At 42.0% G+C, this 23,184-nt stretch carries 15 protein-coding genes; 7 read left to right on the top strand and 8 right to left on the bottom strand.

Annotated features, from left to right (window positions below; genetic code table 11):
- Positions 1–97: 97 nt before the first annotated feature.
- The 5 genes from QR721_RS12415 (at position 98) to QR721_RS12395 (ending at position 9,307) form a co-directional block, all read left to right on the top strand.
- Complete coding sequence (locus QR721_RS12415; RefSeq protein ID WP_348027439.1) at positions 98–403, top strand: hypothetical protein; 306 nt, start codon at positions 98–100, stop codon at positions 401–403.
- Between the two features lie 28 nt (positions 404–431).
- On the top strand, positions 432–1,607 hold the full coding sequence (locus QR721_RS12410; protein WP_348027437.1) for a polysaccharide pyruvyl transferase family protein: 1,176 nt from the start codon (positions 432–434) through the stop codon (positions 1,605–1,607).
- 8 nt (positions 1,608–1,615) lie between these two features.
- Positions 1,616–3,073, top strand: a complete 1,458-nt coding sequence (gene murJ, locus QR721_RS12405; protein WP_348027435.1) for a murein biosynthesis integral membrane protein MurJ — start codon at positions 1,616–1,618, stop codon at positions 3,071–3,073.
- Positions 3,074–3,385: 312 nt separating this feature from the next.
- On the top strand, positions 3,386–5,221 hold the full coding sequence (locus QR721_RS12400) for a polysaccharide biosynthesis protein (RefSeq protein WP_348027433.1): 1,836 nt from the start codon (positions 3,386–3,388) through the stop codon (positions 5,219–5,221).
- 780 nt (positions 5,222–6,001) lie between these two features.
- Positions 6,002–9,307, top strand: a complete 3,306-nt coding sequence (locus QR721_RS12395) for an S-layer homology domain-containing protein (protein ID WP_348027431.1) — start codon at positions 6,002–6,004, stop codon at positions 9,305–9,307.
- A 667-nt stretch (positions 9,308–9,974) separates the two neighbouring features.
- On the opposite strand, the gene QR721_RS12390 is transcribed toward QR721_RS12395, so the two are convergent.
- A complete protein-coding gene (locus QR721_RS12390; RefSeq protein ID WP_348027429.1) occupies positions 9,975–11,738 on the bottom strand; it encodes a phosphodiester glycosidase family protein in 1,764 nt (587 codons plus the stop codon).
- Positions 11,739–12,035: 297 nt separating this feature from the next.
- On the opposite strand from QR721_RS12390, the gene QR721_RS12385 reads away from it, so the two are divergent.
- Positions 12,036–14,645, top strand: coding sequence for an S-layer homology domain-containing protein (locus QR721_RS12385; RefSeq protein ID WP_348027427.1), 2,610 nt, complete (start codon positions 12,036–12,038; stop codon positions 14,643–14,645).
- Between the two features lie 213 nt (positions 14,646–14,858).
- Here QR721_RS12385 and QR721_RS12380 read toward each other — a convergent pair whose 3' ends face one another.
- Positions 14,859–15,110: a hypothetical protein gene (locus tag QR721_RS12380; protein ID WP_348027425.1), complete on the bottom strand. Its 252-nt coding sequence runs from the start codon at positions 15,108–15,110 to the stop codon at positions 14,859–14,861.
- A gap of 425 nt (positions 15,111–15,535) precedes the next feature.
- Here QR721_RS12380 and QR721_RS12375 point away from each other — a divergent pair, with 425 nt between their 5' ends.
- The gene (locus QR721_RS12375) at positions 15,536–17,038 is read left to right on the top strand and encodes an Ig-like domain-containing protein (protein WP_348027424.1); all 1,503 of its coding nucleotides are present in this window, start codon (positions 15,536–15,538) and stop codon (positions 17,036–17,038) included.
- Positions 17,039–17,088: 50 nt separating this feature from the next.
- Here QR721_RS12375 and QR721_RS12370 read toward each other — a convergent pair whose 3' ends face one another.
- The 6 genes from QR721_RS12370 to QR721_RS12345 are packed head-to-tail and all read right to left on the bottom strand — an operon-like array spanning position 17,089 to position 23,014.
- Positions 17,089–18,573 carry an ArnT family glycosyltransferase gene (locus QR721_RS12370; protein ID WP_348027422.1) on the bottom strand — a complete coding sequence of 495 codons (1,485 nt, stop codon included), beginning with the start codon at positions 18,571–18,573 and terminating at the stop codon, positions 17,089–17,091.
- Positions 18,573–18,998, bottom strand: a complete 426-nt coding sequence (locus QR721_RS12365; protein ID WP_348027420.1) for a divergent PAP2 family protein — start codon at positions 18,996–18,998, stop codon at positions 18,573–18,575. The genes QR721_RS12370 and QR721_RS12365 overlap by 1 nt, the downstream gene beginning before the upstream one ends.
- 39 nt (positions 18,999–19,037) lie before the next feature.
- Positions 19,038–20,003: a lysylphosphatidylglycerol synthase transmembrane domain-containing protein gene (locus QR721_RS12360; RefSeq protein ID WP_348027418.1), complete on the bottom strand. Its 966-nt coding sequence runs from the start codon at positions 20,001–20,003 to the stop codon at positions 19,038–19,040.
- Positions 20,004–20,744 (bottom strand): SDR family oxidoreductase, encoded by a 741-nt coding sequence (locus tag QR721_RS12355; RefSeq protein ID WP_348027416.1) that lies wholly within the window; start codon positions 20,742–20,744, stop codon positions 20,004–20,006.
- Between the two features lie 23 nt (positions 20,745–20,767).
- Positions 20,768–22,123, bottom strand: coding sequence for an FAD-binding oxidoreductase (locus QR721_RS12350; protein WP_348027414.1), 1,356 nt, complete (start codon positions 22,121–22,123; stop codon positions 20,768–20,770).
- A gap of 21 nt (positions 22,124–22,144) precedes the next feature.
- A complete protein-coding gene (locus tag QR721_RS12345) occupies positions 22,145–23,014 on the bottom strand; it encodes a decaprenyl-phosphate phosphoribosyltransferase (RefSeq protein WP_348027409.1) in 870 nt (289 codons plus the stop codon).
- Positions 23,015–23,184: the final 170 nt, after the last annotated feature.

The raw sequence follows: 23,184 nt of genomic DNA, 5'->3' as shown, positions 1-23,184 counted from the left end.
ATTCTGGAAGCATATTAACTGATACTCATAGGATAATCGTTTCTGGAAAAGGCTGTTGCGTGATAGAATGAGAGGACTTATTAAAAGGGAGTTGCCTATGAACAGGAAAATTCTAATCGGACTTATGGTACTGGCTGCAACAGCGCTCGCGCTCTTCAATCAGAACCTAGCCTATCTCTTACATGACCATATACTTACAGTAGTAGCACCGGTTTACTATGTGACTATTTTCACAATCGTGAGCGTAGCGCTATACGTTATGACGCTCTATATCATTTATTCATCCCATAATAGAGGACAACTGGACAAGAATGGATTTCTCGTCATATTCCCGATCACAATGACAATCAGTGTCGTAGCTTCCGCTTGGTCGCTATTCGTTCTAGCAATGTGGTGGGGATAGGACGTTAATGTAGAAAGGAAGATGGGCCTTGACGGTCGGAATTGTTGGCAACTATGGCAATCACAACGAAGGAGACGAGGCAATTCTGGCGGGGATATTGCATCAGCTGGATAAGGAACTCGGCATTAAGCGGGACGAAGTGGTCGTTTTTAGTAAAAATCCTGCAAATACAGAAGCACTTCACAATGTCACGGCACGCCCGCTCTTTTCCACTGAAAAATCATTGCTCGGAAGAGTCATGGGAGCTTGGCGAAGGAATTACAACAGTATAAAAAAACTCGACTTCGTCATCATCGGCGGCGGCGGTATTCTTATGGATTTGTACAAAACGAACGTCGTTATGTTTGCGCTGTATGGGTGGATGGCGCGTAAAGCCAGCGTTCCGTACATTGTCTATGGAGCGGGAGCTGGTCCAATTGCTACTACTTTCGGTAAAAGAATCCTTCATACACTCGGCAAAGGTGCTTCACTCATCACTGTTCGTGACCAGGACTCCGCCGAATTAATAGAATCGCTCCATATCGGCAAACCTGTCTCTGTTATTCCAGATCCTGCGCTTGCTTTGGAACCACCCGCTATAACGGTGAACGAGCGCCCGCTCCATATCGGCGTAACCGTTTTGCCATATCATGACGGAGTCTATTGGCCAGATGAGAACCAGGAGCTTTACACGAATTACATAGAAGGAATGGCACGAAATCTGGACCGCTTGCTAAGCGAAAACCCGGAGACGCATGTTCACTTTTTCGCTACAAAACAACCGTATGACGCGGAAGTAGCGGAGCGGGTGAGAGAGCATATGCGTAACGGGGAGCGCTGCACAGTCGAGAACGGCCCGCATGACTACCGCCGCATTCTGGAAATCATTTCAGAGCAAGACGTCATTATTGGAACAAGACTGCATTCTATCATACTCGCCGCTGTCGCCAAAAAGCCTACCATCGCAATCGGGTACCATCGCAAAGTGGGCTCATTCATGGAGCAGGCAGGATGCAGTGAAAATCTTATTTCAATCGAAGCCTTGCATAAGACTGATGAAGCGTTCAGCAAAATATTCACAAGAATACAGTCAGACTGGCAAAATACATGCTCAGTATTCGCCAACGTTCCCGGCAATATTGCAGCCACTCAGGGCTCAGGAATTGATCTATTAAAAGAATCACTGCCGGAACTCAACCGCAAGCTGCAACAGAAGGAAGGGTAAAGAAAGACATGTTCAAATCAAGATTTCTAAAACTTGTTGGTGCCGTAACACTCATCAACATTCTTGCTCGTCTGCTCGGTTTCGCGCGTGAAGTCATTATCGGCTACCAATATGGAACGACATATAAAGCCGATAGCATTATCACAGCATTTACAATTCCAAATTTTATCTACCTTGTAATCGGTGGAGCTGTGACAACGGCGTTCATCTCTATATACACGAAGCTTTCAGGAGAGACGAAGGAACGTTTTGTCCAAGCACTCTTCACAAGGCTCGCGCTCATCATCGGTCTGATTACTCTCACATTCATGATTTTTCCAAAATTCTGGGTCAATCTGTTCTTTTCAGGGATGGATCCCCAAGCTCTTGACCTGACGAGTAAAATGTTTCTATGGACTGCCCCAGCGACATTTTTCCTTGCGCTTTCAATCGTTCTGTCGGGCTTACATAATGTATTTGAAAATTACCGGTTGAGCACCTTTTCAACATTCCTATTCAACCTTGTCTATCTAGTTATCGGAGCGGGACTCACACCGTGGCTTATGACATATTCATATGCGCTTGGTGCCTCAGTCGGTGCTATTGTAATGGTGCTTTTTCTTATGCACTATACGTATCATCAAAAATTGATGTCGCTCAGGCCTGCATTTCATAAAATGCCCGAGACTGGCCGTTTTTTAAAGCTGGTAATACCGCTTATTTTCGGTGGGGCATCAATCCAGTTTTACTTAATCATTCAACGAATCTATGCGGCTGGACTCGATGGCGGGGCAATTGCATCACTGAACTATGCATCAAAAATGACACAGTTCCCGCAAGCCGTCCTTATGGCAAGCGTAACGACAATTGTTTATCCAATGCTTGCAAAGGCTGCTGGTGAAGGGGATACGGTTAAACTTGAATCTGCCTATCGTAAAGGTTTTAAAATGTTGTCACTCATTCTGCTCCCTGCTAGCTTGTTCTTAATGTTCTTTGCAAAAGAGATTATCTCGTTTATTTTCCAATATGGTAGCTTCAGCTCTGATTCGACGAATGCGACATATCCATTGTTGCAGCTGTTCGCACTTACCGTCCTTGCTCTTGCTCTGAACACTTATATAACACGTTTTTTCTATGCTTTGGAAAATACGGTTTTGCCGATTATACTAAGTATAATTTCTATTTTCGGCATTAATATCTTTGTGATTAAGGTTTTCCTTGATTCACTTGGAGCTGAAGCAATTGCTTGGGGAACAATTATCAGCACAATTGTAAATACTTTGTTGCTCTTGCTATTTGCCAGAACAAAACTCTCGCTAGCCCCGTGCAGTTGGAGTTTCTTCAGCAAATTAGTTATATTCACTGCAGTAACTGCGGTTGTACTCTGGGCGTTATCTCTAGTCCAGGTTGGCAGCTTCATCGTACTTGTACTTGGAGGAATTGCTACCGCTGCATTTGTCGGTGGAGGATTAAAATTTATACGCTAGGTAACAAACCCTCCGCCCTGGTAAGGTGCGGAGGGTTTGTTTTGGGTGAATAGATGATATATAAAAGTCGGGATTCGGCTAATAAACAGAGTCCAATAGCCCTTAAATGTACTAGAATTCGTGAACAACTAACTGAATCTTATTTCCAACCGATTGAATCCCAGTAACACACAAAACGCCATCTCGCTCATACCTTGCATTTACGCCACCATTCAACATTGCTATAATAAAAACAACAAATTAAAAATCCAAGATAAGGAGAAAATTCGCAGCCGTTGCGCATTTTTCATGAATAGAAGGGATCGGTCGCTTATGAGTTATCCGGTGCGGCTGGCGTGGTTGGTGATCCTGGATTCCGTTATTGTCAGTACAGCGATCTTCATCGCGACGTGGCTGGCATATCCATGGGAGCCGATTATTCACACGTCGACACTGCTGATCAGCGCAGTGGCGCTGCTCGTGTTTCACCATATATTCGCGTTTGTCTATCATTTGTACAACCGAGTCTGGTCGTATGCGAGTGTCGGCGAGATGTCGGCAATCGCCAAGTCGGTCACATGGTCAATCATTGCGACTGCTATCGTCCAGTTTCTCGTCAATGATTTCACACTGTACAAAAGGGCTTTGCTCGTTACATGGATGATCCACATCCTCATGATCGGCGGCTCACGTTTCATCTGGCGCATTATTCGGGAAAAAGCAGACTCTCGCGTAACAAGTAGCAAGCGAGCGCTTATCATTGGAGCGGGTGCGGCAGGAACACTCGTCGTCCGCCAGCTCCGCAACCAGCATTTCCAAGCACTCCAGCCTGTCGGTTTTATTGATGATGATCCAAAAAAGCAGCGGATGCAGCTATACAACATTCCGGTGCTTGGTGGGACAAAGGACATTGAACGCATCGTCCGCAAACACAATATCGATCATATCGTCATCGCAATTCCGTCTCTTGGACAACAGGAACTGAACAAACTCGCTGCCCTCTGTCACAAGACGTCGGCAAAAACACAGATGATGCCGAAAATCGAGGATCTCATGACGGGGAAAATTTCCGTTAACAGCTTCCGTAATGTTGAAGTAGAGGATTTGCTCGGTCGTGATCCTGTCGTTCTCGATATGGAACGCATTGCAGATCATATTACTGGTGAGACGATCCTTGTGACAGGAGCAGGCGGTTCAATCGGCTCCGAACTTTGTCGCCAGCTTATGCGCTTCAATCCAAAACAGCTCGTTCTGCTTGGGCATGGAGAATTCAGCATTTATACAATTGACATGGAGTTGCGCGGACAAGCAGCTCAGCTCGGTATAACGGTTACTGCAGTAATAGGTGATGTACGAGACCGCGACCGTATATTTGAAGTGGTTGAGCAGTATAAGCCGGCTGTTATTTATCATGCAGCTGCTCATAAGCATGTTCCACTCATGGAATACAACCCACATGAAGCGGTGAAGAATAATATTATAGGCACGAGAAATGTCGCAGAAGCTGCAGATGCATTCGGAGTCCGCTCCTTTGTACTCGTCTCGACTGACAAGGCCGTCAATCCGACAAATGTGATGGGCGCAACGAAACGGGTCGCCGAGATGATGATCCAGGATCTGGACCGCCACAGCAAAACGATATTTTCAGCTGTCCGTTTCGGCAATGTGCTCGGAAGTCGTGGTAGTGTCATTCCATTGTTCAAAAAACAGATTGAGGCAGGCGGTCCGGTGACAGTGACAGACCCGGAGATGACCCGCTATTTCATGACAATTCCTGAAGCTTCTCGTCTCGTCATCCAAGCAGGCACGCTTGCCAGAGGCGGAGAAATTTTCGTCCTAGATATGGGAGAACCGGTCAAAATCATTGACCTCGCCCGCAATCTGATTGAGCTCTCCGGTTATACCGAAGAGCAGATTCCAATCAAGTGCACCGGCATCCGTCCGGGAGAGAAAATGTATGAAGAACTTTTGAATAAAGAAGAAATCCACCCGGACGCGGTCTTTGAGAAAATCTACGTAGGCCGCACGACAGAAGTGAATCCAAAAGAACTCGAAACATTTATTATTGATTTTGCGAATTACGATAATATCGAGCTGAAGAAACATATTATGGATATTGTTTACAGAAGAAACAAAGTTCAAGAAGAAAATACCTCTACAATAATCTAATTATGAAAAATGGACACTCAGATGAGATGTCCTTTTTTTTGTTGTTCCCATGCTCTTTTGAAGGAAATGGTATGGGATAAGTATATATAAAGATGAAGGGGAGATGAATTTAAGTACAAAAATGAATTAAGTAATGTATTGACCTTATGAAAGAGATGATTAGGTTACCTACAGAGCAGAACTATATTACGATGTGGCTATGAATATGATTAATTAGATCTTCATAGCATGTTAGTTGAGTCTTTAGGGAAATATGGGGCACATATTTTTGAGTGAGACTAACTCTGATTATTTATACCCATTTTAAGCAGGCGTGTAGTATTTATGTCTATGAAACCTATATTATCCAACATTACCACTAATAACTTTTTATTTTTCTTACTATTAAATAAACGATAATCAAACTGTAATATTTGAATTAGTTTCTGCATAAACTTGTAATCTTTTTGGCAAAATATTATAATTAAGCTAACATTGTCTTAGGTAAATACATGTCCATTAGGTAAGTGATGTAAATATATGTAATTGGGTGGAAACGCAACCTCAATCTGGTTGACAGGGAAAAGGGCAGTCTATATACTTAGCTTCAAGCACAAGGTACTCCTGTCTGATTCCATTTTCCCTGAACTATTACATTTCATCCGAATTATAAATGGGCAGGATTCCTTGGCAAATACTGAAACTATCTTCCCGTAGAGTATCTATTAAAATAGATGCATCTAATTGTTACGGGAATTTAGATAAAAACTTTTTCTTTATCTAAGGGAGGATATTTTATTCATGTCTAGCAAGAAGAATCTTCGCAAAGTTGCCCTTTCTACAATGGCAGCATCAGCAGCAGTAGTAGCTGTTGCACCAGCTGTATCAGCTGCAGATAAATCATTCTCTGATGTATCAACATCAAACGACCACTACGGCAATATCAACAAGCTTACTAGTGAAGGCGTAATCTCTGGTTACCCAGACGGTACATTCAAGCCTTACAACTCTATCAGCCGTGCACAAATCGCTGCAATCTTCACAAAGGCTTTGGATCTTAAAGTTCCAGAAGATCTTGCAACAGCTTTGAAAGATTACAAAGATATTAATGCAACAAGCGAATACGCTAAAGAAATTGCTGCTGTAACACAGGCTGGCATTTTCAAAGGTAACGAGCAAGGCAAATTCAACCCTTATGCTCCAATCACTCGTGAGCAAATGGCGACTGTCCTTGTAGAAGGCTTCCAATTGAAGCAGTTTGACAAAGGCGAAAAAGTTGACGTTAAGTTGTCAAACGTAAGCCCAAGCCACAGAGACAACGTTCAAATCTTGGCTAACCTTGGTCTTACAAACCAGTTGAAAGACTACCGTCCGTTCGAGCAAGTTAGACGTGATAGCTTCACTACATTCGTAGTAAACACTCGCGATGCTGTAGCTCCTAAGATCGTTGAACTTGAAGCACCAGCTGAAATCACTGTTGACCAAGGCAAAACTGCTTCTCTTCCTGAAACAGTTAAAGCTAAGTATGACAATGATACAACTGGCGATGTAAAAGTTAAGTGGGATACTACTAATCTCGATACAAACAAAGTTGGTACTTACACAGTAACAGGTACTGTAGAAGGTACTGACAAGACTGTAGACGCTAAAGTAGTAGTACGTGCTACTGAAGTAACTGTTGAATCTGTAAAAGCGATTAACGCAAGTGAAGTTGAAGTCACTTACAACGTTGATGTTGATAAGGACTCTGCGGGTGATGCAGCTAACTATAATGTTGAAAAAAACACAGGAACTACAACAGCAATAACTGTAGATGATGTTAAAGTTACAGGGAAAACAGCTCTTCTACGTCTTGCTACACCACTTAATCCTTCTGACAAGTTTGTAGTAGGTGTTAAAGATGCAGTTCGTTCTACTGACGGTTTGAAGCTGAAAGCTTACTCTACACCAACAATGGTGTTTGGCGATGTTACTGCACCAAAGCTTCAAAAAGCAGCTCTAGGGGACAATGGTGAGACACTTCAGTTTACTTTCGACAAACCAGTGAAAACAGATGTTACACTTGTTAAGGTTGACGGATTGTCTCTTACTGACAAGTCACTAGAACAGTTCGGTACTGACGAAGCTGGTAATTACACATACACAGTATCAGTAAGCGCTTCAGAGAAAGCAACTGTTGCTAAACAAGGTAATCACGAAGTAACATTGTTTGATGTTTCTGAAACATCAACAACAAACCCTGCAGTGGCAAGCGTATTGAATGCAAACTACTCAGTAAGTGATAAGACGGTTTCTGCTCCTGAAGTCAAAGCAGTTACTCCTTTGAATGGAAACAAGTTCTTTGTTGAATTCAACAAGCCTGCTACTTTAGCTGATTCAGCATCACTTGAAGTGAAAAAAGGTAACCATACATTTACTGCTACAGAGAAGAACGCTACGATAACTAGTGTTAATAGTGACGCTGCCCAAGCCTACTATAAAAAAGGCGAATATGAGAAGAAACCTGGTTACTATGTAGTTATCACAGATAACTATAACGATGCTTCTAATAATCCACTTTACGCTAAAGGTGAAGATACTGTTCAACTTAACGTGAACGTTAAGAATTACAAAGATTCTGACGGACTAATCGGAAGCCCGTATAATGGAGCAGTTACTTTGAAAAAGTCAACTGACAAACCAGCTGTAGCTGCAACCGTACTAGATGCAGCAGCATCGTCAGGTAAAGGTGCTGTTTATCTTGACTTTGATAGAGCTATCCAGTCTACTGCTACTAATGCGCCTACGACATTCCAATCAACAGATGTGGTCGTACGTGATAAAGATGGTGTAATTGTTCCTTCAGGTGATTATTCTGTTTCAAGAGCGGATAGAACAAATACTTCTGGGGCTACTACTGTAGCAAATGGTCGTTTGGCAATTACCTTTGATGGTAAGACAAATAACTATGCTAAAGATAGCGCTCCATTCACTGTTGAAGTCAAGGCTGATAAAGTTCAATATGCACCTGAACTTGGCAATGTAGTTGATTACCAAGTAGCTGGGGCTAAAAATGATAAGTTGACTGCAACAGTTAAAGCAACTGACGCTGATAACTTTAAATATGTACAATTTAAGAGTAAGCTAGCTGATGATACTACGGATAGCATTACTGCAAGCGCTGATAATGCTATTACTATTGATTACCAGCAGGATATGGATGCCTCTGCAGCAGATAAGAGCAACTACTTGCTTGATGGTAAGGCATTGCCAACTAATGCAACAGTTGACTTCATTGGGGATAAATCAAAGGTTCAGATTAAACTTCCTGCTGAAACTGTAAAAGAAGATTCTAGTTACAAATTGACAATTAGCAACTCTGTGAAGACTAAAGATGGTCGCTATGTTGTGAACAACACAGTAGAACAGAAGTCTTACGAACAGCTTATCGGTCTTAAGGATAACGTTTCTCCTCAAATTGAAGGCAAAGCTATTTATGTAGTACCAAGCAAGGATGCAACTCAATCCGATAAAGTTAAAGTTACATTCTCTGAAAATGTTAGTGTTAATGGCACTGCAACAGGAAAAGTCAAAGAAAACTTCAAGTTTGTTCTGAACAGCACGGACATTGCTGTTACAGCAGTGAATGCTGGCGACGAGCAGAACGAATTGGTTCTTACATTGGATAGAGCTATTAATATTAACCAGGCTGCTACAGTGACTGTTGTTAAAGATAGCGAGGGTAACATCAATGTTAAAGACGGCAACAGCAACAAGCTTGTTGAAGGCGGTAAAGCGAATATAACTTCTAATGAAAAAGAAGTAGATGCTGCTAAGTTTGCTACAGAAACAACGGCAGTTGATTCTGCTGATCAAGCAGTTACTCAGTCTACATTTTCTAGTGCACTAGAAAATACGGTTGATACACAAACTGCGGCTGAAGATGCTGTAAAATCATTAGTTGATTCAGCAATTGCTTCATCAGGTGCAACTGCATCGATTAAAGATGTATCTTTCACTGCACCAACAGCTGGGAATGCTGGTTCTATCAAATTTAAGGTAGAGTACAGCAAAGGGGCAGTTACTAAAAAGTCTGAAGAATTCACTCAGGCAATCACTGCTAAATAATGACTTGTTAAATCTTTTGAATAAAAAAAGAGAGACCTAACCTATTTGGTTGGCTCTCTCTTTTTATTTGTCTCTAAAATATACGTTGGGGTAATAAGGAGATTTTGATATGAAAAAGGCACCCAGAACTTTATTTTTAGAATAAAAAGAGGCTATATGCAATTGCTTTCTGACATTTCCCCACCAAGATACTTTTTTCGGTACATATACTGTTGGCTAGAAACTGGAACGACTTCTTAAAATATTTACCTCCACACTAAAGTTTATGAACTGAAAAAGGATTTCGACGCTTGGATGAGGGGAAGTGTGTCTGCGTCTTTTATGGAGAATTAGAGAAATCTGTGATATCAAGGAGTTGTGTTAAATAGATATTTGTCATTTCCTGACATGGCAGTAGTAAACCCTGAACAGCATGACTACATTCAAGAAATCTCATAATGGTAAGGTGTAAGTTTCCAATTGCTAATGCTTCAACAACTTCAGACAGAGATTCCTACTGTATCATTAATATAGTTTATTAACGGTCTTGGTAGATAGTTTAGGGCAGACGATTTCGCTACCAACTCAATATTTAATTTTGGGGTCAATACATAAAGTCTGAAATTAAAACACATTCAGATAATAGATTTACCACGATCTTATCTGAATGTGCCTATAAAACTATTAATTATCGAATTTCACTAACCTTCTGCAAAAACACAGCAAACTGTCCTCGCGTTACAGCCTCAAGCGGTCTGAAGTCGTCGGTCTGTGTAGTTATGCCATTGTCTGCCAGGATTTGTACATTTGCCCGGTGAGATGGATCGACATTGCTTAAATTGACCTCTGCTTTCGGTAAGCCATCGTTATTTAATCCAAATGCTTTTACAAGCGTTGTCGCCATTTGTTCTCTTGTCAGTATTTTTTCGGGGTTAAATTGGTGATTAGAACCTTTAAAAATACCCGCCTGAGCAACAGCACCAATTTGAGGTGCATAGTCATGGGTTGCCGGAACGTCTGTGAACAATTTGCTCGTAGTAGTTGGGTCGGCTGGCTGAAGGGAGAGTGCGCTTGCAAACATAACAGCGCCGTGTTTACGGCTTAGCCCCTGATATGGTCGGAATGTGTTGTCTGAGTAGCCTTTGATTGCTCCTTTATCCTTTGCCCATTGTATACCTGGATAAAGGTCTTCACGATAGCTGACATCGCTAAAGATTCGTTCAGGTTCTGTATCAGCAGCCATTAGGACACCTGAGACACCTCGTTCAAATCCGTCTTGTAGCTTGTTTACTACTTTTAAGGCGTCGGAATTCTTCGGACGAATTGCCATTGTTGTCGAACCGCCGCCATCGAGGTTAAGAGCGGTATCGGCACCGAGATCTTTCATAAGTTGTGCGAGTTCAGGGATTGATAGTCCTTTATTATAGGTTGTATCTGCTGTAACGAAGAAAACTTTCCCATTCGTACTGTCAATTCCAACAGCTGTACGGGAAGTTGGGGCGTTCGCGAGCCAGCTTGTGGTATTCATAGATATATCTACATTTCCGTTTTTCACTAGCTGCGGACCGCCTGCAATCATGAATTCGGAACCTTGCCATTGCTGGTCCATCCCGACATTGATTTTAACAGTATCTCCAATTTTCATTCCTTGAAGATTCGTGGAAGCAGTTCCGTGACCAGAAAGCACAAAGTAATTATCGCTAATCGGAATTGTCTTCGTGTCGCCTTCTTTACGGATTGAATCTACTTTCAACTCCAGTGTGGTTCCGAGAGTCAGTTCCATGTTCTCTGGACCTTTTAGTACTACTTCTGTTCCATACTGGTTTGTATCGGTATTTGTTTTATAGAAGTCACTTGTATAGAGAATTGTATTATTTTCCGCACGCTCTCTATTCGTGTGTGAAATTTTTCGAGTCTTGCCGTTAAAGGTGTATGTTAAGTTCAAATTGTAATGGTCGATCAGACCTTTTCCGGCTTGATTGATGCCAAAAGCAATAGGCTCATTTACGTATTGATTTTTGTCAGTGTTCACATAGCCAGCGTATACGAGTCGATTATCTTCAGAAATCAAATGAACTGGTCTGGTCACTTTCCCTTGCGTAGCCAGAAAGAAATTGGCATTGATGGCACCAATGATCTGGTTATACTTCTGGTTATATGAGGTTGCACGTGCTCGAACAGTTGCCAATTTATCAAGTGGGTTAGCTCTGCCAAGTTGGACAGCGGTGTAGGGATCGGAAATATTAACTTCCATTACATCAACACCGGCTTTAGTACTCCCTGCTGTATAGTCTATATTTTTATAATCTACGCCATAGGAAAGCTTTGACTGTGTTTTTACTTTTGATTCTGCCTTTATTTGTATCGGTGTTGCTAAGCCTGTACCTAGCAAAACAGCTGAAAGAAATACAGCAGTAATGGTTTTTCGTTTTTTTATTGTGAAATGCCTCATGTATGTTTCCTCTTTTCTCAATATATTGTTTTACGATGATTAAAATAATCTTAATCTATTAAACAAAACGCTTAAACGTTTTTATCATAACATTGGTAGAGAGGAGGAAACAACACCAAATTAAGGTTAGAGTACAACGTACTATCTGTTGAAGCTCTTGCTGATCAGGGGATTGTAAGCGGTTACGAGGATGGGACTTTCAAACCCTACCAAAATATTTCTCGTCAGCATGTAGCACGTTTGCTTGTTTCTGCATTGAAATTAGAACCTTCCCCAGACTATAAAAAAACATTATCCATGTATAAGGATGTTAAGACAAATAGTGATTATGCAAGAGAGATTGCAGCTGTAACAGAGGCTGGAATTTTTAAAGGTAGAAATGGAAAGTTCGAGCCGACTAAGCCAATTAGCCGAGACCAGATGGCAACGGTTATTGTACAGGCATTCGATCTGCGGGGAAATGACAGCACAATTAACTTAATTGATTTTGATAAAGTCGATTCATCCCATCGTGATAATGTAAAAATCCTTGCACAAAACGGAGTTTCAATAGGGAAGCTGAACAAAAAAGGTGAGCGCTATTTCGATGCGTCGGCTCCGCTAAAACGGGTACATTTTGCAGTTTTCCTTGAGAAGGCGATGAAGTCTCCAGCTCACATTTCGGCTGTAACAGATAGCGGTGCTAAGATAGCTGGGAGGACGTATCGGGTATCTGATGCTTTAAAGGGCATTTTGAGTACAGCAAACAATGATGCATTAAAGGGAGCACAAATCGACTTCACTGTAGCTGATGGGCAGATTGTCAATGTAAAGGGTCTCAAAATTATTAAGAGTGGATCTGCAGAGAAACCGATTTTAATTAACGGAGGCAATAGTCAAATTGACGGCAATGTAACAGTCCATGGAAATAATGTATCTCTTCAAAATCTCAAAGTTGCCGGGGATCTCATACTGAATGGTGAAGGTTTCCAAGGCAAAGGTCTTGATATAACAGGAAAAACTATAATTAGTGATATGGCCAATGTCGCACGCTCTACAAATGTGAAGGCTGCATCAATTGATCCAAGAGCAGCTGTCTTTGAAGATTCTAACTTGGGGACAGTAGAAATAAATAAAGACGGCGCAATACTAGAGTTAACTGGAAATTCATCTGTTAAAGAAATTAACGTATCTTCTGATGCTACAATCAAAGCATCAGCTAATTCTTCCGTTCCAACAGTAAATATAACAGATAAAGATGTGAAGCTTACTCTTGGTGAAGATACAAAAATTGAGAACATCACACTTCCAGAAGGTACAAAAATCAACGATGTCATCAAAAACTATGATGCTGTTAAAGGCCAAATTGTTCAGATTGATGGGACAGCCAACCCTGATGCACCTACACCGGGTGAGGGAGACGGTAACAATAACGGCGGTGGAGGTGATACAGGCAGCGGAGACACAGGCGGAAATAATGGTGGTGGCGATACAGGTAGCGGAGGCACAGGCGGAGATGGTGGTTCAACGGTAACATTCACACCTTCTACAAACAATTCAACAGCCAATACAACCGATGTACTTGGGCTCGTTGGAACTGAAGTTTCTAGCGCTGATGAGAACATAGCAACCGCAGAGATAGATCCGGACGGTAATATTGCTATCAAATCTGTTAAGGCAGGCAGTACTACAATTACCGTGAAAGACCAGGATGGGAATTCGGCGACAATTCCTGTTATAGTGAAAGATAATGGTGATATTGAACTTGGTCAAATTGATAAGTATAAAAACGAAGCTACTGACATTACGCTTACAAAAGCAGAACGTATTAAGGCTGTGAAAGGTGTAGATGCAGTAGAAGGATCTACAGCTAAAGCAGCAACAGGCAAGATAACATATACAGATATTGATACAGAGGGTGTTGAAGCGGTAGAAGGATCTACAGCTAAAGCAGCAACGGGCAAAGTAATATTTACAGACATTGATACAGAGGGCGTTGAAGCGGTAGAAGGATCTGAAGCTGAAGCTGCAACAGGTGCAATAACATATTCAAATATTGGAAATGAAGGAAGTAGTGTAACGATTGCAGGGAAAGAATTTGTATACGGAACAGACTATAACAGTGCATCTGACCTTGTCACGGCAATCAGCACTACAGAACCTGATCTTGGCCTGACAGCAAACGAAGTAGATGGTGTCATCACACTTACAGCGAAGACAGCGGGTATTGAGGGCAACAAGCTGACTTACGCAATTAATGACGAAGCAGCGGTGAACTTTACTGGTGGCAAGGCGGCAGTAGAGGCAGTTGATGCAGTGGCGGCAGGTAAAGTAACCGTTGCAGGAAAAGAGTTTGTATACGGAACAGACTATAACAGCGCATCTGACCTTGTCACGGCAATCAATACTACAGAACCTGATCTTGGCGTGACAGCAAACGAAGTAGATGGTGTCATCACACTTACAGCGGAGACAACGGGTATTGAGGGCAACAACCTGACTTACGCAATTAATGACGAAGCAGCGGTGAACTTTACTGGTGGCAAGGCGGCAGTTGATGCAGTTGATGCAGTGGATGCTAAGGATGGTCAGCTTACTTTAACATTCTCCAACGTAGTTGAATTGCAAAACGAGACAGCCAATCTAGTATTTAGTACCGACAAGGGTGAAGCCCAAGCAGCAGTTGCTGATTTGAAATTCTTAGACGATGGTAAAACAGTAGCTATTAAAATTAAAGCTGAGGATGCTAGTTCTGCATTGAATACTGCAACAGAGATTACAAATATTTTAGAACTAAAAGGGACCAACGGTAATGAGCTTAATATTGGGACAGTAAGAATCCAAGATGCACCAATATCAGATGGTATTAGTAATGGGTCTTCCGACTCTAATGGAGAAGCTGGTGATAACATTCCAATAGCAGGCTAATAGTTAATTCAATTAGAACATTATTTTCATTAGTAGCTCTGTGTTAGAGGAATCTTACACAGAGCTTTTACTTATTAAGCAAGAGAGCAAAATAAGCAGTGTTAAAGAGGAGTTGTATTGTTTTGATTTGTCAAACAATTTATATTTTTTACTAAGACAGTCTCGTGATTTTACTAATTCACGAGACTGGTCTTTTACCATATAAATTTGAATTTAATTGATTTCCACGACTCCAAATGAACCAAGTGCCTTATCAAGGAAAATTGCAAACTGGACACGAGTCAGTTTGCCAGTTCCATCGAAATACCGCTTTCCTTCTTTATTTATCTTTCCGATTGTAATGTTATTCTGAGCCAATACTTTTACATTATCGCGGTGAGAGGCATCAATCTTCAAGAGGTCTGTTAATTCGATATTAGTATTATCGCCGCTCAATTCAAAGGCTTTGACGAGTACTGTAGCCATTTGCTCCCGTGTAATTGTCTGGGAAGGGCGGAATGATTGATTATTACCTTTAAATATATTCGCCTCTGTAACATCATTTAGGTAACTGGATTTCTAGGTCGATTGGTCTTTTTGTGCAAAACATTTTGCCTAATGTTTATACTGTTAAATAGATTTATATTTTGTTATAAAACATACTGAAGTTAGTAAGTTTCTTTATAAATTAGTGGCAAGAAGTGAGAAGTTTATAACGATGATATTAGTCCTATATGACCGTTTATATAGTCTCTTTTTGTACTAGAAAAAGCTGCCGAATTTAAATGTCGCTCAGCTACTTTTTTAATTTAAAAGACTGGACACATAAATAATTTTAACTATATAATCGTTTCGTGTAAGGACTATTGTATGTATTTGTGATAAAAGATATTGAAACAAGGAGGTTTCCTATGAAGAAAAAACTATTACTAGTCAGTCTAATTACCTTTCTATTCATTTTCATCCAACCTGTCTCCAGTTTCGCAGCAGGTGCATTCAAAATCTCGGTATCCAAAAGTACGATGGAATACGGAACAACCCAAAAGGTGAAGGTTGCAAATGCAGGAAAGAATAAAGTTACATACAAATCAAGCAATACAAAGGTAGCAACTGTTGACAAAAAGGGTACGATCAAAGCGCAGTACCCAGGTACGGCCAAGATTACTGCGACTGCTGGTAAGAGCCGCTCTACTGTTTCAGTTAAAGTGATCCAGAAAGTTACGGACCTTAAGATTGCGTTGAAGGGCAATATTGCTTATATCAACTACTCAAATCCTACAAATGCAGTCGTTCAATACGAGCCAATCCGTGCTGCGAAACCTGTCATTTCTTACTCGATTGCAGATACATCTATTGCAAAAGTCGATCAGAATGGCAAGATTACCGCACTTAAGGAAGGTAAGACGACTTTGACGCTGAAGGCTGGACTGAAAAAGAAGAATTTCCCGATTACCGTGAAGTATGGTGAAATCTTCTGGACTAAGTCTATTGGTATGCCATACAGCTACGTTCCAGATGCATCATGGTCTTCCAACGATAAGATGTTATCTGTGGACAATGAAGTCTGGGATGCTCGCAATGGAAAACTAATAAAGATTTACGATGATCGCTTTATCCGCTTCTATACAGATGGTCTTGGGGCTATTGGTAATAATGGAAAGCTGGAACTGTATGACAACCGCCTGCAACAAGAGAAGTACTTTACCTACAACCCGGATTCCTATGCTAGTCTCGAAGGTAAGGGCAAAACAATATATACGAGCGATGGAAGGGTTATTTTCTTTGACGACAGGCAAGGCTTAATCATGGTGAACTTGGCTTCTGAAGCGATTGAGAATCATTATGACTACGATAAAGCATATTACTATTCAACTAAGGATAAGATTGAGCTGTCCCCGGATGAGCAGACTCTAATGGTATCTTATGAAAAGAATCTCTTCTTCTTTGATGTGAATACGGGCAAGTTGAAAGAGAAACTGACATTTGACGGGGAAGTTTCCAGGTTTGCGATGAGTCATGATGGCAGCCAATTAACAGTCTTGTATGGCAACTATGGAAGTGCACCGACAATGGATGTAATTGATTTCAATAAGATGCTTGTGGACTATTCACTTGATCTTGAAAGTAGCGATAGAAAACCTGTAGACCTTGTTTATAGTCCAAATGGAAAATATTTAGCGACAAGCGGCAAGGATGGCGTTATCAATATTTACAGAACTTCGGACTATGCTCATTATAAAACATTGATTACGCCATACAACAAGCGTATGATTCAGCAGAACGCTGGAAATGCAATCGATGTTAGCAATCTGGCATTCAGTCATGATGGGGGCAAACTGCTCGCATTCTATGACTCTGGCAGTTGGTATCGGGAGCCAAATGTTGTCTTATGGAATATTGGTGATTTGAAATAAAAGCTAGAAAAAGACGGCACTCCATCTGCGGAGTGCCGTCTTTCCGTATCTCATTTAATCTCTATAAAGTCCTTATTCTCACTATCTGCTTGCTTCATTAATTCTGCAAAACCGTTCCCGTACGTATAGCCGGATAGTGATTTCTTCTGTAAATATACACCTGCAGCATTATTTGGAGTAACGCGTGCTTTAAATTGATTCACTGTTTCCGCATCAGCAAAGTATGGCTGGAAGTGTACTTTAATGAACTGAATATCTGGTCGCAAATAGCGAGCATGGAAGTTTTCGAATGCGACAATGCTCTTCGGGGGAATCTGTTCATATGTTTTCTCAACTTGCTGAACATTTTCCGAATAGGTCGGACTGTTGCTTTTCCCAAGCGAGAGGACTTCATATCCGACATTTATGAGCAATGCAATAATCAAAACGAGTCCTATTGTGCTTCGCCAGCGACTCCAATTTGGTCTCTCAAACTGTGCGATCCAACTGATGAGAAACAGGCTGAACATGAAAGTCGCAGGGCCTAATAAACGGAAGTTGAACGCGTCAAAGTAGGCTGTCCAGCGCATGTAAATGATGGCGATCAGATAGATGCAACCAATCAACAGGAAAATGGCCGGCAGCCTAAACTGTTCACCTTTCAACTGAAATATTGCTTGTAATTGCTTTGGACGGATGAATATTGCAATTGCAATGATCGTTATGACAATAAAGCCGATCAAACTGCTATTCAAATCATTAGAAAAGATGTTGATCTCAGTAAGGATGCTGTCTTTCAGCATTGTTGCAAATTCACTCGCAGTCTCAGCACGAGGGATGCGCTCCATACCTGTCGCTAGTCCATTACGCAGCTGATTATTAAGCAAGTAAAGGCCTGCAATTACAATGACAGAGCCCCCAGCAATCCAGCATGTCCACATCTGTTTCCATTTTTTCCTGAATAGATAAAGGAAGCCAATGAGACCGATAATTCCTCCGCCAATGAGTCCAATATACCGCATCAGGAACATGAAAAGGGCAGCGAGCGCCATATGTACTGCATAGCGTTTCTTATTTGTTTCCATATAACGTGTCATTCCGAAGGCGAGCCAAAGCATGCCCAGAAGAAATGGAACCTCTGACCACGTATAGACGAACATGCTTACGAGAGTGCTTATCGAGAAAATTAAAGAGGCGAATACTGCTCTCTCTCCAAACAGGCGCTTTAATAAGATGAAACAGAAGAGCAGGCAAAGCATGTTGCATATCTTGGACGCCCAGAAGACCCCGCTACCTGTAATAATTGAGATGAGGGCGATGAGTACTGGATAACCGACAGGCCATGTTGCGAAATAGGTACTCATGCCATCAACATAATTGGCTGTCGACAAGCCGTGCCCATCAAGAATATTTTGCGCAAGCTGCAAATAATGGGCTGAATCCGATGTGACATATCCATTCTCATCATGAATGGAAAGATAGATGATAAAGCTGCAAAAAATCGCATATAAGATTGCGAGCAGGAGATTGGTCGGACTGAAGATTCGTTTTGCCATCAAGACCACCCCCAAAGGGAGAACAGCCAATAAAGAATCAGACTAACAACAAATCCAACGAACAAGCCTCCAAGGATCTCAATTCGTGTATGGCCCATTTTCTCACGGAGGATCTTATAGCTGTCCACACCTTCGTTCATTCTATTAACTGCGGCTGCCTGTTTGCCGACTGCAATGCGCAAGCCTGTCGCATCGATAATTACGATGAAAAGGAATGCTACAGCGAGGCCGAAGATTGGTGAGAGCCATCCTTCTCCGAGACCTATGAGAAAGGTGATACTGGATACGGTTGCCGTATGCGTGCTCGGAAAGCCGCCATTTCCCATATGCTGGCGAGCATCCTCTCCAAATCTGATTGTATTGATTATGTATTTAAGACAGCCGGACGCTGCCCATGCTATGAAAGGTGCCAGAAAATAAGGCAAAGCATGTCACTCCTTGCTTTTAGGAATTTAGACAAAGAATCAATTGCTGCCGGAGAAGAAGCTTTTCCGTTTTATGAGAAAGACGATTATGCCAAGAATAACCCCGAACCAGAGCGTTACGAAGCGGACTACGAGTGAAACAGTAACTGCAAGGCTGCCACTCAGGCCAAAGTAGACGAGCAGGCCGGTAATGCTTCCTTCTGCAGCTCCAAGGCCTCCAGGTATCATCGAAAGGGCGCCGGCAATTGTACCAAGACTGAATGTCAGGATGCTTGCCGGGAGCGAAAGATCTGCTCCGAAAGCATGTATAAGTACATAAAGACTCCCGCATTCCAGGAACCAGGCGATGAAACTGATGATGAATGAAAAGCTTAAAATCCGGAAGCGCATCAAAGAGAGCGTCTGGCTGTAAAAGCTGTGGAGCGGTTCATTGAATCGCTGCAGCTTCGGGTGGTGTGTCAATTTGTCGATCAGTGCAGCCATCCATGATTTCTTCTGGATTACAATTGCGAACAGAAGAATGAGCAGCAACAGACCAATCAATGATGTAAGGCCGAATGGGTAGACGAGCAGACCAATGCCGACTAGCGCCATCATTGCGAGCAAATCTGTCAGTCGGTCATAGATGACGATAGGCAATGAAGCAGAGTAGGGTACATTACCTTTCTTCTGTAACAGATAGGACTTGATCAGCTCGCCGGCTTTTCCCGGTGTAATGGACATCATGAGTCCGATGAAGAAGATTGCTGTATTGTCTCTGAAGCCAATTTTGAAATTTGACCAGCGTGAAAATGCATGCCACTTCCACAAGCGGAAGCAGTAGCTGCCGAACGTAAGAACGAAGGCAAGGATCAGCCAGAGTTTCGGCATCTTTGCAATTGAATGTGTAATTTGTTTAAGGTCTGTGAACAGAAGGAAACACGCCATGACGATGATGCCGAGCATGAGTCCGATGACGAGCTTCGGTATGATTCGTTCAGGCGTGTTCTTTGGAGTTGCATTCATTTAGATATCCGTCCGTTTGAAAATCTTCTCAGGAATCAACTTAATGATGAGCATGATGACAAACCAGAACCAAGGTGTGTACAAGACGTCACGGCGCTTCACAATCCCTTTTACGATATCCTTTGCTACAGTCGATGGGCTTGCGAGAAGAGGACCTTCGTCAACTACCCCATACGTCATCTTCGTATCAACCATGCCTGGCTTGATTGTCAACACCTGAACACCTGACTTGTGAAGGCGATTGCGCAACCCTTCCATATAAACAGAGAGCCCTGCCTTCGTTGAGCCGTATATGTAGTTGCTCTGTCTGCCGCGATCTCCTGCTACTGATGAGACAGCACAGATAAAGCCACTCTTTTTCTTTTCAAAATAGTTAGCAGCGATATTCAGAATCGATACTGCAGAAGTGTAGTTCACGTCGATCATATTCCTCGAAATAGAGAAGGACTGTTCCGCTTCCTTCTGATCGTCCATCGCTCCATACATGAGGAGAATGCCGTTAAGGTTGCCAGCTTCAGCAACGATTCCATTGAAGAACTGTTCATGATTATCAAAGTCAAGTCCATCAAACTGCTTCGTTGTCACCTCGATGCCATAGCGGATCTCCAGGTCACTCTTAAGCATCTGAAGGTCTTCTATGTTTCGGGCAGTCAGAATAAGATTATTTTTCTTGGCAGCAAGCTCACGCGCTGTTTCTTGTGCGATATCGGAGCTGGCACCGAGGATTAATATTTTTCCCAAAACAAACACCTCTTGTCTTTAAATTATGTTAAGCCGATTCTTCGTGACATGGATGAAGAGAACAGTCCATCTGGATCCAGTTCCTTTTTGACCTTCTTAAACTCTTCCCATTTCGGATACATCTTCTTAAATGTTTCAGGATCAATTGTTGCATCTTTGGCTAAGTAAACGCGACCGCCATATGAAAGGACGATTTCATCAAGCTCTCTCAGGAATGGGAATAGGCTGCCATCCTTAATTGGGATATCAAGAGCAAGGGTGTAGCCTTCCATTGGGAATGAGAGCAACCCTTCATTGGCAGGGCCGGAACTTTTAAGTACCGCAAGGAATGAAGAACACTTCTCCTCAGTAAGTCTCTCAAGAAGCTTGCGAATTCCGGATTTTGGATCATTCGATTTTGGGAAAACGGCCTGGTATTGGATAAAGCCTTTTTTACCGTATAGTTTATTCCAATCGTCAATCGCATCGAGCGGATGGAAGAAAGATGATGAATCGACGATTTTCGTTTCATTCTTAAATGAAGCGTAATAGAGCGCGTTGAATGCTGAAATGCTGAATGGATTCAATGCAAACGACGGTGCATTGATTGGCATTTTCAACACGGAACCTTTTGACGGTTTGAAAGGTTCCTTAACTTTTGCAGGAAGCTCTTCTTTCAGAGCATGTTCTCCGCGCATGAGGACGGAGCGGCCGAGTGAGTTGCCTGTACTCAAGCAATCGATCCAAGCTACGGAATATTTGAAGTTGGCATCATTCTCAACGAACTTCTCAAAGGCGACATCTAGATTCTCAGCTTTTTCATATGTAGCTTTAATATAGGACGTTTCTACACGGATGAGCTGGATTGCAGCACGTGTAATGAACCCAGTAAGGCCAATCCCGCCGATCGTAGCCCAGAAGGCATCCGTATTCTCTACACGGCTGCAACTAATTGTCTCTCCAGATGCGAGCAGCAGATCGAATTCAAGCACATACTCTGAGAAGCAGCCATCTAAATGATGGTTCTTACCATGAACATCATTGGCGATCGCGCCGCCGACTGTAACATATTTTGTTCCAGGAGTTACTGGAAGGAAATAACCTCTTGGCAGAAAAATATTGATGATTTCCTCAAGAGATACGCCTGCCTCACATGTAAGAATGCCAGATTCTTCATCAAAAGATAGCATATGATCAAACTTATTGAACAACGAGATTCCCTCATCTTCATTTAGGGCTGTATCTCCATAGCTTCGTCCCAAGCCATATGCAATCTGCTTTTCCTTCTGGCTACTTAGAATCTTCTTCAGATCCTGGGTGGATTCAGGACGATAGACTAAGCAGCTCTCAATAGGGTACTTCCCCCAGCCGGCCATTTTTTTCTTCACAGGTTTGACCATAATTCTCACGTCCTATCCAATTTATAAGAAGTAGAGTATCAGCGTTACACTAAGTACATAGAGAATGACCGTTACAAAGATATGACGGTCTGAGAATAGTAGTTTCTCAGGAGCTCCACCTTCATTTCGAATATGAATCAAGTAAAGGTAGCGGAACATGCCATAGATAACAAATGGAATTGTCCACATCAAGTGAACCGTACTTCCTGCTGTAAAGGTGAAAACTGCATAACAAACAATCGTAGCAGCCGTGACAATGCCCGTCAGCTGATCTAAAAATGGCAAGGAATACTCATCCAACACTTTGCGATGTGATTTGCCCTCCAGCTGTATCGTCAGCTCATGGCGACGTTTTCCAATCGCCAGAAATAGCGAGAGAAGCAGCGCGCAGAGCAGGAACCAAGGTGTGAAAGGTACGTTGATGATGATTGCCCCGCCGATAGCTCTAAGTACAAAACCAAAAGCTATAAGCATAATGTCAATGATTACAACATGTTTCAAGTAAAGACTGTAAAGAACATTGGTTGTAAAATAGATAAGAAGAACTAATAGAAACAACTTATTTACTATAAAAGATGCACCCAGTGCCAAAACAAGTAAAACAACCCCGCTAGCTAGTGCCAAGGTAGGGTTTAGTAAACCCGAGGCCATGGGACGAAAACGTTTTTTCGGGTGATTCCGATCTGCCTCAATATCTTTAAAATCGTTTAATATGTATATGCTGCTTGCCGTTAAACTGAAGGCAACAAAGCCGAACAGAGACAGGAGAACAGCCTGAATATTCGTAAGTTGAAAGGAAAACAGCAAGGCGGCGAATACAAGGAAGTTCTTTGACCATTGCTTTGGCCGCAGTTGCCGGATCAGTTGGATAATGACAGAATTTCGCCGCAAGATGAATCTCCTCTTTTTGAAACAATTTGAGTCAATTATATCATAATTTTTGTCGTTTTATGGAGGATGAACTTAAAAGTGGATGTCTAATATACTATTAAGAAATAACTCTATTAATCTTAAAAAATCCCTTTGTTGGCCGATAAAAAAAGTATAGCTCTGAAAGGAAG

This window comes from Aciduricibacillus chroicocephali, from assembly GCF_030762805.1.
Taxonomy (GTDB): Bacteria; Bacillota; Bacilli; order Bacillales; family Amphibacillaceae; genus Aciduricibacillus; species Aciduricibacillus chroicocephali.
The sequence above is the reverse complement of the archived record's forward strand: the minus strand, read 5'-3'. Positions and strand labels throughout refer to the sequence as shown.

Bases quoted from the DNA above. Each gene is read 5' to 3' on its own strand.
- QR721_RS12415 (WP_348027439.1), top strand. From the start codon at position 98: ATGAACAGGAAAATTCTAATCGGACTTATGGTACTGGCTGCAACAGCG.
- murJ (WP_348027435.1), top strand. From the start codon at position 1,616: ATGTTCAAATCAAGATTTCTAAAACTTGTTGGTGCCGTAACACTCATC.
- QR721_RS12400 (WP_348027433.1), top strand. From the start codon at position 3,386: ATGAGTTATCCGGTGCGGCTGGCGTGGTTGGTGATCCTGGATTCCGTT.
- QR721_RS12395 (WP_348027431.1), top strand. From the start codon at position 6,002: ATGTCTAGCAAGAAGAATCTTCGCAAAGTTGCCCTTTCTACAATGGCA.
- QR721_RS12390 (WP_348027429.1), bottom strand. From the start codon at position 11,738: ATGAGGCATTTCACAATAAAAAAACGAAAAACCATTACTGCTGTATTT.
- QR721_RS12385 (WP_348027427.1), top strand. From the start codon at position 12,036: ATGTATAAGGATGTTAAGACAAATAGTGATTATGCAAGAGAGATTGCA.
- QR721_RS12380 (WP_348027425.1), bottom strand. From the start codon at position 15,110: ATGGCTACAGTACTCGTCAAAGCCTTTGAATTGAGCGGCGATAATACT.
- QR721_RS12375 (WP_348027424.1), top strand. From the start codon at position 15,536: ATGAAGAAAAAACTATTACTAGTCAGTCTAATTACCTTTCTATTCATT.
- QR721_RS12370 (WP_348027422.1), bottom strand. From the start codon at position 18,573: ATGGCAAAACGAATCTTCAGTCCGACCAATCTCCTGCTCGCAATCTTA.
- QR721_RS12360 (WP_348027418.1), bottom strand. From the start codon at position 20,003: ATGAATGCAACTCCAAAGAACACGCCTGAACGAATCATACCGAAGCTC.
- QR721_RS12350 (WP_348027414.1), bottom strand. From the start codon at position 22,123: ATGGTCAAACCTGTGAAGAAAAAAATGGCCGGCTGGGGGAAGTACCCT.